Genomic DNA, 12,789 nt, shown 5'->3' on the forward strand with positions numbered 1-12,789 from the left:
GCCCCCGGCCAGCAATGCTGGCCGGGGGCTTCCGTCGATATTGGTGCTAGTGCTTCTCGATCGAAGCAGGCGCATCATCCACTTCGCTTGCCTCAACTTCGGCAGGCGCTTCATGGTGATGAGCGGCTTCAAGTTCAGCCGGCGTCACCGGAGCAACGCGGTCTTCGAAGAAGAACCGGGAGAGCGCTCCGCGGCGCTTTTCGCTGCGGCTGATCTTGCCCTTGGCATCCGGCTGGGCCGGGGTAACCTCGGGGGACTCAAAGGCAACGAGCTTGTAGCGCTTGAACTCGTCCAGCGGCTCGTGCACCTCGATGTACTCGCCGTGCGGCAGGCGGACAATGCGTCCGCTCTCCACGCCGTGGAGCACAATCTCGCGGTCCTTGCGCTGCAGAGCCAGGGCGATGCGGCGGGCCACAATGAATCCGATGACCGGTCCGAAGAAGAACAGGAAGCGGAGCCAGTAAGTCACGTCGTTCAGCGACACCAGGAAGTGCGTGGCGATGAGGTCGGAGCTGGCAGCAGCCCACATGACGCAGTAGAAGATAACGCCGGCAACACCGATGCCGGTGCGGGTCGGAGCGTTGCGCGGGCGGTCCAGCAGGTTGTGGATCCGCTTGTCCTTGGTGACCCAGGCTTCGATCCACGGCCATGTGAACAGCAGGGTGAAGACGATGCCGGCAGGTACCAGGGCGGGGAGCAGCACGTTCAGGGAGAGCGTGTTGACGCCCCAGGGGAACGGAATGTTCCATTCGAACGGGAAGCCGAACAGCCAGCCCGGCATCAGGCGCAGGGCGCCGTCAACCCAGCCGATGTACCAGTCAGGCTGGGTGCCTGCGGATACGGGGGAGGGGTCGTAGGGGCCGTAGTTCCAGATCGGGTTGATCGTGAAGACCGCCGAGATGAAGGCGATGATGCCGAAGACGATGAAGAAGAAGCCACCGGCCTTCGCTGCGTAGACAGGTCCAACGGGGTAGCCGACAACGTTGTTGTTGGTACGGCCCGGGCCGCGCCACTGGGTGTGCTTGTGGATAACGACCATGAACAGGTGGATGGCGATCATCAGCAGGATCAGGGCAGGAACCAGGAGGATGTGCAGGACGTAAAGTCGTCCAATCACAGCCGTGCCGGGGAACTCCCCGCCGAAGAGGAAGAAGCTGATGTAGGTACCAACAACCGGGACAGCCTTGATAACGCCGTCGATGATGCGCAGGCCGTTGCCGGAAAGCAGGTCATCGGGGAGCGAGTAGCCGGTGAAGCCGGCAGCCAGGGCCAGGATGAGCAGCACGCCGCCCACAACCCAGTTCAGTTCGCGGGGCTTGCGGAACGCGCCGGTGAAGAAGACGCGGAGCATGTGCACCGATACGGAGGCAACGAACAGCAGGGCCGACCAGTGGTGGACCTGGCGCATGAAGAGGCCGCCGCGGACGTCGAAGGAAATATCCAGCGACGAAGCATAGGCGACGGACATCTCTACGCCCTTGAGGGGAACGTAGCTGCCTTCGTAGTGGGTTTCCGCCATGGACGGATCAAAGAAGAACGTCAGGAACGTTCCGGAGAGGAGCAGGATGACGAAGCTGTAGAGCGCCACTTCACCAAACATGAAGGACCAGTGGTCAGGAAAGACCTTGCGGCCGAACTCCTTGACCATCATCGAGCCGCTGACGCGGGTGTCGACGAAGTTGGTGATGCGCCCGAGCTTGGTCTTCGGCTCGTAGGTGCCGGTTACAGAGGTAGCACTCATGATCAGCCACGCTCCCAGTAGCTCGGTCCAACGGGTTCAGTGAAGTCGCTGGTGGCAATGAGGTAGCCCTCGTCGTCAACGGCGATCGGCAGCTGCGGCAGTGGACGGACGGCCGGACCGAAGATGACAGCGCATTCCTGGGTCAGGTCGAAGGTGGACTGGTGGCACGGGCACAGCAGGTGGTGCGTGTGCTGTTCGTAGAGTGCCACCGGGCAGCCAACGTGGGTGCAGATCTTGGAGTAGGCAACGATGCCGTCCACGGACCAGTCTTCGCGTCCGGGGGAGGGGTTCAGCTCGGAAGGATCCAGGCGCATCAGCAGGACAACTGCCTTGGCCTTTTCTTCGAGCTTGTGCTCGGCGTCGTTCAGGCCCTCGGGAATCACGTGGAAGGCGGAACCGAGGGTGACGTCGGAAGCCTTGATCGGAGTTCCGCTGGGGTCGCGGGTAAGGCGCACGCCGTTGTCCCACATGGTGTGGCGCAGGACATCGCCGGGCAGCGGACCGAGGTCACGGAAGAGCACGATCGCAGGAAGCGGAGCCAGTGCCATGGCACCCAGGAGGGTGTTGCGGATCAGCGGGCGGCGCTTGATGCCGGTCTCTTCGATGATGTCGCCGATCATCTTCTCGGCAACAACGCGGTCCTCTTCCGGACGGATCTCGTGGCGTTCCTCGATGACTTCGTGGTCCGGCATGAGCGTCTTGGCCCAGTGGACAATGCCAACGCCGATGCCGAGCATGGCGAACGCGGTGCCCAGACCCAGGAACAGGTTCTGGATGCGCAGGGTGCCAATGCTCTCATCCAGGCGGATAAAGAAATATCCGTAGAAAAACAGGAGCGTACCGAGTGCGGAGATGGCGAAAAGAATCGCCACCTGCTTCTCGGACCGCTTCTCAGCCCGGGGATCCGTGTCGGCCAGGCGAGGACGGTGCGGGGGAAGTCCAGGATTCTGGAACTCCCCTTCTTCGCCCTGGCCAGCCGTAGCAACGGTGCCCGAGGTGTTCGGACTGCCGTGACTATGGTCGCCCATGATCCCCCTCATCCTTCTCTTGAAACTGCATTAGTAGACCTATGTGTAACTGTGATGTCACCCCGGGGGGTGAGCGCGGCGATGACTAGGAAGACCGGGAGGTCAACCAGATTGTGAAAGCGATGATCAGGCCCAGGCCGGCTGTCCAAATGAACAGGCCTTCGGAGACCGGACCGAGTGAACCGAGTTCGGCTCCACCGGGGGAACCGTTGGCTTCGATGTTCTTGAGGAACGTGATGATGTCCTGCTTCTCCTCGGGGGAGAGGTTCGCGTCAGAGAAGACGGGCATGTTCTGCGGGCCTGTGACCATGGCCTCGTAGATGTGCTGTTCGCTGACGCCCTCCAGGGCCGGAGCGAACTTGCCGCGGGTCAGGGCGCCGCCTGCACCTGCAGCGTTGTGGCACATGGCGCAGTTGACGCGGAACAGTTCGCCGCCGGCAGCGGCGTCGCCGCTGGTCTCCAGGTACTGCTCTTCCGGAACGGACGGGCCGGCACCGAGGGATGCAACGTAAGCGGCCATCTGTGCGGTCTGTTCTTCGTTGAACTGCTGCGGCTTCTGCTGTGCCTGCGGGCCCTGCATGGCCATCGGCATGCGGCCGGTGCCGACCTGGAAATCGACGGACGCGGCACCGACGCCTACGAGGGACGGGCCGTTCTCGGTTCCGCTGGCCTCCATGCCGTGGCAGGTGGCGCAGTTCGCAATGAAGAGCTTCTCGCCCTGCTGCACATCATCGGCAGTGTAGGTAGTGGCGGCCTGGGCTTCGTTCGCTCCGGAAGCAGCCGCATAGATGCCGCCGGTAACGATGAGGCCCAGCAGCAGCAGTGCTACTGCTGCCAGGGGATGACGTCGCCTTTGCGATAGTGCCTTCACTTAGTGGTTCCTAACTTGTGTGGTCTTTGGGTTACTCGTGCCACTTTGAATATTGCTGTGGTGCTGCCCTGAAGCGGACTACTTGAGGAAGTAGATGATGACGAAGAGGGCAATCCAGACCACGTCGACGAAGTGCCAGTAGTAGGACGTCACGATCGCTGAGGTCGCCTCGAAGTGCCCGAACCGCTTGGCGGCGTAGGCGCGTCCGATGATGAACAGGAATGCGATCAGGCCGCCGGCCACGTGCAGGCCGTGGAAACCGGTGGTGATGTAGAACGAGGAGCCATAGGCGTTGGAGGAGAGCGAGATCCCGTGGGACACGAGTTCTGCGTACTCGAAGGCCTGGACGGCTACGAAGATGGCGCCGAGGAAGAAGGTCAGGTAGAACCACTCGACCATTCCCCAACGGGCAATCTGGAAGAGCCCGCCGGTGCGGCGCGGCTGGAGCCGCTCAGCGGCGAAGACGCCGAACTGGCAGGAGAAGGAGCTGGAAACAAGGATCACCGTGTTCACAAAGGCGAACGGCACGTTCAGCTTGGCTGTCTCGATCTCCCACATCTCGCCCGAGGTGGAGCGGAGAGTGAAGTACATCGCGAAAAGCGCAGCAAAGAACATGAGTTCGCTGGAGAGCCACACCACGGTCCCTACGGAGACCATATTGGGGCGGTTCAGCGTGGGGTGAGCCGGGGTACTGGGGGCATGGGTCGCTGTTGTCACATAGACATTATGGCCGTAAAACTGCCCAGTTCACCAACAGAACCAGACGAACGGCGCGTCTGGTTCGTTCCCAAACCGCTCACTTCCCAGCAACGGCGCGGAACTTGCCGTCCGGAAACAAATCAGCATTTTCTACGATTCGTAGATAACCTAGAGCGTGTGAGTACGTTTTCGAGTTCCGAGCACACCTGGCCGTCGCTTATTACCGCGCTCATCGCGGGGCAGGACCTGAGTTCTGAACAAACCTGGTGGGCGATGGACACGATCATGGCGGGGGATGCATCCGACGCGCAGATCGCGGGCTTCCTGGTTGCGCTGCGCGCCAAGGGCGAAAGCGTGGAGGAACTCACAGGACTGGTGGAGGCCATGCTGGCCAATGCCCGTCCCATCGACATTCCGGGCGAGACCCTGGACATTGTGGGAACCGGCGGTGACAGGCATAACACTGTCAACATCTCTTCCATGGCCGCACTGGTGTGTGCCGGTGCCGGCGCCAAAGTGGTCAAGCACGGCAACCGCGCGGCGTCGTCCTCCTCGGGTTCCGCAGACGTCATTGAAGCGCTGGGCGTGCGGCTGGACCTCCCCGTGGACCGCGTTGCCCGTTCCGCAGTCGAAGCAGGTATTACGTTCTGCTTCGCGCAGGTCTTCCATCCCTCGATGCGCTTTGCCGCGGTTGCGCGCCGGGACATGGGCGTCGCAACCGCCTTCAACTTCATGGGCCCCCTGACCAATCCCTCACGTCCCTCCGCTTCAGCCATAGGCGTGGCAGACGAGCGCCTTGCACCGCTGATTGCGGGTGTACTGGCGGCACGCGGGGTGCGTGCGCTGGTATTCCGCGGCGGCGATGGGCTCGATGAGCTGACCACCACCGGCACCTCTACCGTCTGGGAGGTCCGTAACGGCACCGTAGAGCGGTCGACAGTGGATCCAATGGACCTCGGGATACCCAGGGCCACCCTGGACGATCTGCGGGGCGGGGACGCGGCCGCGAACGCTGCCGTCGTGCTGAGCGTGCTGGCAGGGGACCGGGGCCCGGTCCGGGACGCCGTGCTGCTCAATGCGGCCGCTGCGCTGGTGGCCCTGGATCCAGCCGCGGAGGGAACCCTGACCGAACGGCTGCGGGCAGGCCTGCGCCGGGCAGAAGAGTCCGTGGACAGCGGCCAGGCCCGCAAGGCTCTGGACCGCTGGGTGGAAGTTACCCAGTAGCCGGGCAGTCCGGCCATATGCACTAAGAATTAAACGAAAAAGGGGAGGCTGACCGGTTGGTCCACCTCCCCTTCGCGTGGGCTCGTTAGGGGCCGAAATGACGTGGATTACGGGGAAAATTCGTTACCCGAACGTTGTCTTCGGCGCCCTTCTGCCAGGAAAAATCGGTGTTTTAGGGGTCTAACTATCCGTCGAAACCCAGCGAGAACGCGGCGTCGAGGTCATGTTTTGAGTAAGCCCGGAAGGCAATCTGAGTGGTGGTGCCGATCACACCCGGGACCTTCGAGAGCCGGTTGGCAATCGCGTCGGCCAGATCCTCGTGGCGGCGGACGCGGGCGACCGCGATCAGGTCCCACTCTCCGGTGACCGAGTAGACCTCGCTGATGCCTTCAATCTCGGAGATTTCCTCCGCGCACTCCGGAATCCGGGCCGAGTCGGTCTGGATGAGTACGAAAGCGGTGATCATGGCTTGCCTTTCCTTCTGCTGGGCACCTGTGTCAGGCCCTGTTTATGAGCCTAGTGGAATCGCGGCGTGCGCGCCCGCGCGTGGCAAGTGATGCCGTGAGGCGGGGAAGCAGCAGGAAAGCTCCGAGGACACCAAAGGTGACCAGCTGGAAGCTGAACGCTGTACCGCCGCCGGCCAGCGCCCGCACCGCCAGCCCGCCTCCGGCGGTGATTACCCACAGGAGAACCCCGTGCGGCCAGAGGGATGCCGGACGGCGCCACAGGCGCAGCAGTGCCCAGGCAGCCAGCGCAGCAGCAATGAAGGGGGATGCGGTGATCAGGACACCGGCGGGATCCACGCCGTGGGCATGGGTGTCCCGGCCCAGTGCCGCAAAAACGATGATGAGTACGACGTCGGCGGCCAGCTGGACGGGCCAGAGCCGGGTTCCGCGGTTCACTGGCCGGCTCCGGCAGTGCCGCCGCCGTGTTCGCGGATGTAAGGCACAAGGAGTTCGCGGACAAGGCGTCCGACCTGCTGCAGGTCCTTGCCGGACTCCAGGAGGCGGGTTCCGGTGTGCACGATGGCATTGATGAGTTCGGCAGTGCTGTGCGGGTCTTCGGCGCCGAGATCCTTCAGGGCTCCTACCAGCGGGTCCAGGATCGCCTGGTGCATGCGGGCGCTCTGGGCGTCGAGTTCCTCGCTGGGTGCCACGGATGCCAGGGCGCTGCCAACGGCATGTTCGCCCTCGGCAACCAGGGCGATATTCGTAAGGACATACGCAAGGATCCGGTCGGCCGGCTCCGTTTCGGCGCTCATGGCGTCCTCTACGCGCTGTGCCCAGCGTGGAAAGACGTCCATTACCAGTGCATTCAGCAGGTCGGTGCGGGACTTGTAGTACTGGTAGGCGCTGGGCCGTGCGAGCCCTGCGAGGGCTGCTACCTCAGCCATGCTTGGCGCTTCGCCGGTACGTGCCAGGAGCGTCCTCGCGGCGTCCAGGAGGGCCCTTTGCTGTGCGGCACGGTGTTCAGCCACCGTCGGCGCGGTAATGCGGGGCAAAGAGCCCTCCTGTTCGTGCAGTATCTAGCTTGCGAGCCGGCCGTCGACCATCTCTACGACCCGGTCGCAGTGATGGAGGACGTCATGGTCGTGGGTAACCATAACAGTAGCAACCCCGAACTCATGGGTTTCCCGGGCGAGAAGCTCCACTACGTCCTGGCTCCGCTTGCGGTCCAGGGCAGCCGTGGGCTCATCCACCAGGAGCACCGTGGGCTTGGAGACCAGTGCGCGGGCGATGCCTACGCGCTGGCGTTCTCCGCCGGAGAGCTGGTCGGGGCGGCTGTCGAGCTTGTGGCCCATGCCCACGGCGTCGAGCAGCTGCTTGGCGTTGAACTTCCCCTTCATCTTTGCCATCCGGTGAATCAGCTCCAGCTGCTCGGAAGCCGTGAGGGCAGGGATGAGGTTGCCGGACTGGAATACAAAACCGATGTTCTCCAGCCGGAACCGGGCCTTGGCAGCCTTGCTGAGGGTGGAGATGTCCGTGCCGTTCACGCTTACCAGCCCGCTGTCCGGAGTGGCCAGCGCACCGGCTACTGCGAGCAGCGAGGACTTGCCCGCTCCTGAGGGGCCGACGACGGCGACGAGCTCGCCCGGCTCGACGGCCAGGGATACGTTGTCCAGGGCCTGGACGGTGCTTTCGCCGTCGCCCAGAGCCATGTTGGCGTTTTCGATGCGCAGGCCGCGGGTGCTGACCTTTGCGCCGGAGGTGTGAGTCTGTGTGCTCATCGCTGTCCTCCTAGGGCAGCCAGGGGATCAACCCGGGAAATTCGGACGATGGCTATTGCAGCACCGAGGATGCCCATGATGATTGTCACAGCCGTTGCGGTGGTGATGGGGCCCGCCTCAAGTGCGAACGGCATGGCGCTGCCGGAGAGCCATGCTCCCATGCCAAGGCCTGCGGCGACGCCGACGGCGGTGGACAGGACCAGGATTACGACGGCCTGGAAAATGCCGTCGCGCAGCAGGTAGCCGGTGGAGGCTCCGACGGCGCGGAGTACTGCCAGCTCGTGCTTGCGCTGGATCGTCCACACGGTGAAGAACGCTCCGACAACCAGCGCGCAGATTGCGTAGAGGAAAACCTGGATCATTTCCAGTGTCATCGTCTCGGCGGTGTAGCCGGGGGAAGCGTCGAAGGAGTCTTTGAGGGTGGAGGTGACAGTCCCTGCGGCGGCGTCACCTGCAGCGAAGTCCAGCTCTGCGCCGTCTTCAGCCTTGATGGCGAGGGCGCTGGCGGTGTCGAAGTCCAGGGCGGCAATGTCGGCCTCGGCCGGTGCGCCGGGCTGGGACTGTCCGCTTGCAATGTACTGCCAGGTTTCCAGCGGCAGGTAGGCCATATCGACGTGGCCGAAGGTGGCCTGGCTGTCGGTGTAGCCGACAACGGTGAGTTCAACGTCGAGGCGGTCCAGTGTGATTACGGAACCGAGTTCGATCCCGGCATCTTCCGCGGTGGGGGAGACAACGATTTCGTTGACGGCCTGGATGGCCCGTCCGTCACCCACAGCCGGGGCGAGGAAAGAGCCGGTGTCGATGCCGAAGAGGGACAGGTCAACCTGGGTGCCGTCTTCGGTGACGCCGTTGACGATCGTGGAACCCAGCATGGTGACTTCCTCTACACCCTCCTGGGTGCTCCAGGCTTCGGCCTGGGAAGGATCAACGATGCTGCGGGAGAAGGCATTGTCGGTTTTGGTGCCTTCGTTGAAGGCAATGGCCGATGCCGGCATGGCCTTAAGGCCGGACACCCCGTCATTTACGAGCCCGGATGACAGGCCGGAGAGAAGGACCATCAGAACGGCAATGAGGGCGATGACGCCGCCCATTAATCCGAACCGGGCCCGAGCGAAACGCAGTTCGCGCAGCGCTAGGAACATGTGAAACCCCTTGATTGTTTGGGTATGTAAGTTGCTGACGCTTAGTCAGGAACATACCAACATCATGTCACTATGATCTCACGCTGCCAAACAGGCGGGGCATTATGCGGCCCGAAGAACCCCGTTGGCTATCGGAGAGGCATGTGCCTCTGCTGTGCTTGAGACGTGACCAGGGTGCGGGAAGCATGGCACCGCCTGCGGCATTCCCGGGCGGTGCGGTGGATCAGCGTCGCCGTCATCATGCTCCTGGTGTTCGAATATGCGGTGCTGCCGCAGATCCTCGGCTCGGAGAACGTCATCAGTGCCCTGCAGCGCCTGCCGGTGGTACTGCTGGTGGCGGCGGTGGCCTTGGAGGCTTTGTCGCTTTGCTGTTACAGCGCACTGACTTCCGTAGTGCTTCCGGGGTCGGTGAAGCCCCGGTACTTCACCCTGCTTCGCATCGACTTGAGCGACCTAGCCGTCAACCACGTTGTACCCGGGGGCGGGACGACCTCCGCCGCACTGCGGTACGAGCTCCTGACCCGGTCGGGCGTGCGGCCCCAGAATGCGCTGAGCGCTGCCATGGTCCAGGTTGTCGGAGCCAACCTGGTACTCGGGGTCCTGTTCGGGGTTGGAGTGCTCACCGCGCTTGGTGAGGTGCGGACCAACCGGTACTTCGTCACGGCGGGGATCATAGTGCTGGTGCTCCTGACCCTGAGCCTCGGTGTGCTCTCGGTGCTGGACCGTCATCTGGACGCGGCCGTTCGGGTGGCACGCAGAACAGCGCGGCTGGTCCGGATCATCAAGCCCGATTCGGCAGAACGCTTCGTGCGGACCATGGCAGCTGAAACCGCCATGTTCCGCAGCGATCCGCGCCGCCTGGTCCGGGCGCTGGTCCTCTCGGTCTGTTACTGGGGCTTCGATGCCGCCTGTCTGTGGACGTTCCTGGCAGCTTTTGGCCACGCCCTGGGGCCCGGCGAGCTGCTCATTGCCTATTCCCTGGCGAATCTGGTGGCCCTGGCGCCGCTGACTCCCGGGGGAGTGGGACTGGTCGAAGGAGTCCTTGTGCCCACTCTGGCCGGATTCGGCGCACCCAACGATGCGGCTGTCCTGGCGGTCCTGTCCTGGCGGATCCTCAACTTCTGGCTGCCGATACCAGTCGGCGGGCTGGCCTGGCTGTCGCTGCGCTTTGGCGTGCTGCGCGGCAGTACGCAACCCGGTGGGCGTCTCAAAAAGGGCGGTGCGTGACGGTCCTAGTGCAGGTGGCTCATCCAGTCCGGCGGGACGCGCCCGGCCGGCCCGGGCACGGGCTGGTCTGCCGGATGCGCTTGGGGCGGGGCCAGCTGCGGTCCGGTGACTGCGGCATCCTGCGGATAGCTGTAAAACCAGTCTTCACCCGGTTCATAACTGCGGATAACCGGATGCCCGGTGGCCTGTTCGTGGGCCGTGGCGTGCTGGCCCGGTGATGTGTCGCAGCAGCCAATATGGCCGCACTCAGCGCAGCGCCTCAGGTGGAACCACCACCCTTCGGCCTCAGTGCACTCCACGCAGCCGGGCCCCGTGGGCGGAACAGCGGGATTGATGCCTGGTACGGATTCCATGGCGGCCTCCTCTGACGCACGGCTGGAGTCCCCCACAGTAGCGACTCCCGGCCGCGCCCAGAAGCGGTTACGGGAAAACGACGGGGGCCGCTTTACCCCTCGGGCTCGGTCCCGGCGCCGGGCGCCTCGCCTGAGTAGCCAACGGTGAGTGTGTCCAGGACCGTCTGCCGGGTAAACACCCCGCTTCCCGGTTCCGTTTCGGTCAGCAGGTCGATGGTGAACAGAACCGTAGTGCTTGCGGCCGAGGGGTTGGCAGGGAGCGCAAAGCCGGATGTGTAGGCATACGGCGGTTCAAGTGCGAAGCTTCCCTGATCATTTGTGAGCTCCATGCCGAGGGCGTCCACCCGGGCATTGAAACGGGTGACCCGGACGGCTCCCGGACCCGGCGCGCCGTCGATCTTCACGCTCACGTTGATGATCGGTGAGGATTCAGATGTCCAGCCGGCCGGGTCCTCGTTGGTCCAGTAGTCCAGCACGAGAGTGTGCGAGGCCGCCCCGAGGCGGTGGCTGGTGGAACCCTCCGCCAGTTCGTTTTCTGCCGCGGGTCCCGGTTCCCGGGTTTCTGCACGGCTTTCCGAGGAGTCGCTGCTGCCTGGGAACCCGGGGACTGAGCACGCCTGCAGTCCCGGTATCAGTGCCGCGGCGGCCGCAATGCCTATGATCCGTCCTGCCCTGGATGCCCGGCGGTTTACGCCCGTCATACCTTGAACCCCCGGTGCCGGCGCAGTGCCTTGCGCAGCATGAAGAGCGTCTGGACAAGCGTGGTGATGTACAGGATCGGCCAGCCGATGGCCAGCACGGCGGACTGCACGCCACCGGGAAGGTTGAGCCACGCGAAGGTCAGGCCCGCGATGATGACCAGGGCCACCAGGGCGGGCATCAGGAAACCGTAGCCTGCGCCCCGCTCCGCCCGGGCCTGTGCGGCCCAGTTGTCGGTTTGCTGCTTGGAGAAGAACTTGGCCCAGGCGCGGACAAAATGACCGATTCGCAGCCAAAGGTAGAGCTCAGCCGGGACCGCGAGTAACGCGAAGGCGATATCCCGTGCGCTCCGGTCCTTGAGGGACAGAGCGATGCGGAAATTAAGGAGCACGGCAACCAGCGGCGGGATGAGCCAGAACCAGTAGAAGACGTAGGCACCTATGCTGAGCGAGGCGGCGAGCAGCAGGATGAAACCCATTCGGGTGACGATATTGAACAGCATGGAGACGTTCTCGCTCCAGCGCAGCCGCAGGTTCGGGTGCAGCGGCTGGCCCGGTGTATTGCTCCGCTGTCCCGGCCACATGAGGTCGATTGCCCCGTAGTTCCATTTCACCTGCTGGCCGTCCAGTGCCCGCAGGGTCTCCATGCCTCCCACTGAGGCACGGGCCCGGGCTGAAATCTTGGTGGCGTAGCCGATGCTTTTGATCTGCAGTGAGAGCAGCGAATCCTCAACCTCTGAGTCCTTAACCCACGGCGTGGCCTGGCGGTTGTCCACCATGACGTTCTTCAGGGCATCCATCGACAGGATGGAGCACTGGCCGCCAAGGACCGCCATGTTCCGGCCCCGCAGCAGATTGTCCATATTGAAGGCGGCGAACTGCGCCCGCTGCCCGGTTGTGAGGTATTTGGCGATCATGCCCTTCTTCGTCTCGGCGACCGTGTAGATCGCCGAGACGCCGCCGACCCGGGGATCGCTGAGGATCTCTTTCTCAAGGTGCTCTACGGCGTGCTTATCCAGGATCGTGTCCCCGTCCACTCCGAGGAAGTAGTCGTAGTCGTCGCAGACCTGGCTGAAGCCGTAATTGAGGGCGCCGACCTTCTTGTCCGTATTGACGCCGATGTCGTGGACAAAAACCTCGGTCTGGAAGGTGAGGTCCTGGTACGTGTGTTCGTGGGGCCCGGCGAACTCCCTGGCAAGGTAGAACGTCTCGTCATCGGTATTATTGATGACCACATGGATGACGTCCGGCAGCCGTGTCTGCTTCAGGAGTGCGTTGAGGACATCGACTATGGTGTCCTCTTCGTTGTATGCCGGAATGACGCAGGCAATGGTTGCCCGGTCCGATGATTTCTCTGCTGTCTTCCGCTGGACCACTTTCAAGTAGCCGGCGTTGGGCAGTTCCTGATCCGTGAGCATGGAGCCTTCCTCTAGGCGTCTGTAGCACCGCTTGCAGTCGCCATTTTTACAGCGGAAATACTCGAGTAATCGAAAGTTTCCCGCAGGAATTGCTCAAATTTGGACTCAGTCCAGAAATGTTGACGCGGAGTACGGGTGTCCAGTCGGGGGAGTTGGGCTCA

General features: G+C 63.4%; 14 protein-coding genes. 2 read left to right on the forward strand and 12 right to left on the reverse strand.

Features of this window, described 5'->3' with window-relative positions:
• Positions 1–46 precede the first annotated feature (46 nt).
• The 4 genes from AO716_RS11970 to AO716_RS11985 form a co-directional block, all read right to left on the reverse strand.
• Positions 47–1,741 (reverse strand): cytochrome b, encoded by a 1,695-nt coding sequence (locus AO716_RS11970; protein ID WP_055241046.1) that lies wholly within the window; start codon positions 1,739–1,741, stop codon positions 47–49.
• A gap of 2 nt (positions 1,742–1,743) precedes the next feature.
• Positions 1,744–2,769, reverse strand: coding sequence for a ubiquinol-cytochrome c reductase iron-sulfur subunit (locus tag AO716_RS11975; protein ID WP_055241047.1), 1,026 nt, complete (start codon positions 2,767–2,769; stop codon positions 1,744–1,746).
• Between the two features lie 85 nt (positions 2,770–2,854).
• Positions 2,855–3,640: a c-type cytochrome gene (locus AO716_RS11980; RefSeq protein WP_055241048.1), complete on the reverse strand. Its 786-nt coding sequence runs from the start codon at positions 3,638–3,640 to the stop codon at positions 2,855–2,857.
• 78 nt (positions 3,641–3,718) lie between these two features.
• Positions 3,719–4,357 (reverse strand): heme-copper oxidase subunit III, encoded by a 639-nt coding sequence (locus AO716_RS11985; protein ID WP_082413525.1) that lies wholly within the window; start codon positions 4,355–4,357, stop codon positions 3,719–3,721.
• Between the two features lie 159 nt (positions 4,358–4,516).
• Here AO716_RS11985 and trpD point away from each other — a divergent pair, with 159 nt between their 5' ends.
• Positions 4,517–5,563: an anthranilate phosphoribosyltransferase gene (trpD, locus tag AO716_RS11990; protein WP_055241049.1), complete on the forward strand. Its 1,047-nt coding sequence runs from the start codon at positions 4,517–4,519 to the stop codon at positions 5,561–5,563.
• A gap of 184 nt (positions 5,564–5,747) precedes the next feature.
• On the opposite strand, the gene AO716_RS11995 is transcribed toward trpD, so the two are convergent.
• From AO716_RS11995 to AO716_RS12015, 5 genes are read right to left on the reverse strand one after another with little or no spacing between them, the layout of a single operon-like run.
• Positions 5,748–6,029 (reverse strand): Lrp/AsnC family transcriptional regulator, encoded by a 282-nt coding sequence (locus AO716_RS11995; protein WP_055241050.1) that lies wholly within the window; start codon positions 6,027–6,029, stop codon positions 5,748–5,750.
• A gap of 31 nt (positions 6,030–6,060) precedes the next feature.
• A complete protein-coding gene (locus tag AO716_RS12000) occupies positions 6,061–6,465 on the reverse strand; it encodes a DUF3054 domain-containing protein (protein WP_055241051.1) in 405 nt (134 codons plus the stop codon).
• Positions 6,462–7,064, reverse strand: a complete 603-nt coding sequence (locus AO716_RS12005; RefSeq protein ID WP_055241052.1) for a TetR/AcrR family transcriptional regulator — start codon at positions 7,062–7,064, stop codon at positions 6,462–6,464. Before AO716_RS12005 ends, AO716_RS12000 begins: the two co-directional genes overlap by 4 nt.
• Positions 7,065–7,088: 24 nt before the next feature.
• Positions 7,089–7,790 carry an ABC transporter ATP-binding protein gene (locus AO716_RS12010; protein WP_055241053.1) on the reverse strand — a complete coding sequence of 234 codons (702 nt, stop codon included), beginning with the start codon at positions 7,788–7,790 and terminating at the stop codon, positions 7,089–7,091.
• Positions 7,787–8,932, reverse strand: coding sequence for an ABC transporter permease (locus AO716_RS12015; protein WP_055241054.1), 1,146 nt, complete (start codon positions 8,930–8,932; stop codon positions 7,787–7,789). The genes AO716_RS12010 and AO716_RS12015 overlap by 4 nt, the downstream gene beginning before the upstream one ends.
• Before the next feature lie 165 nt (positions 8,933–9,097).
• Between AO716_RS12015 and AO716_RS12020 the strand changes: the two genes are divergently transcribed.
• Positions 9,098–10,159 (forward strand): lysylphosphatidylglycerol synthase transmembrane domain-containing protein, encoded by a 1,062-nt coding sequence (locus AO716_RS12020; protein ID WP_055241055.1) that lies wholly within the window; start codon positions 9,098–9,100, stop codon positions 10,157–10,159.
• A 5-nt stretch (positions 10,160–10,164) separates the two neighbouring features.
• Here AO716_RS12020 and AO716_RS12025 read toward each other — a convergent pair whose 3' ends face one another.
• The 3 genes from AO716_RS12025 to AO716_RS12035 all read right to left on the reverse strand — a co-directional run bounded on the left by AO716_RS12025 (position 10,165) and on the right by AO716_RS12035 (position 12,628).
• A complete protein-coding gene (locus AO716_RS12025; RefSeq protein ID WP_055241056.1) occupies positions 10,165–10,512 on the reverse strand; it encodes a UBP-type zinc finger domain-containing protein in 348 nt (115 codons plus the stop codon).
• Positions 10,513–10,604: 92 nt separating this feature from the next.
• A complete protein-coding gene (locus AO716_RS12030) occupies positions 10,605–11,213 on the reverse strand; it encodes a hypothetical protein (RefSeq protein ID WP_055241057.1) in 609 nt (202 codons plus the stop codon).
• Positions 11,210–12,628 (reverse strand): glycosyltransferase family 2 protein, encoded by a 1,419-nt coding sequence (locus AO716_RS12035; protein WP_055241058.1) that lies wholly within the window; start codon positions 12,626–12,628, stop codon positions 11,210–11,212. Before AO716_RS12035 ends, AO716_RS12030 begins: the two co-directional genes overlap by 4 nt.
• Positions 12,629–12,789: the final 161 nt, after the last annotated feature.

It is taken from the genome of Arthrobacter sp. Edens01, assembly GCF_001307035.1.
Taxonomy (GTDB): domain Bacteria; phylum Actinomycetota; class Actinomycetes; order Actinomycetales; family Micrococcaceae; genus Arthrobacter_B.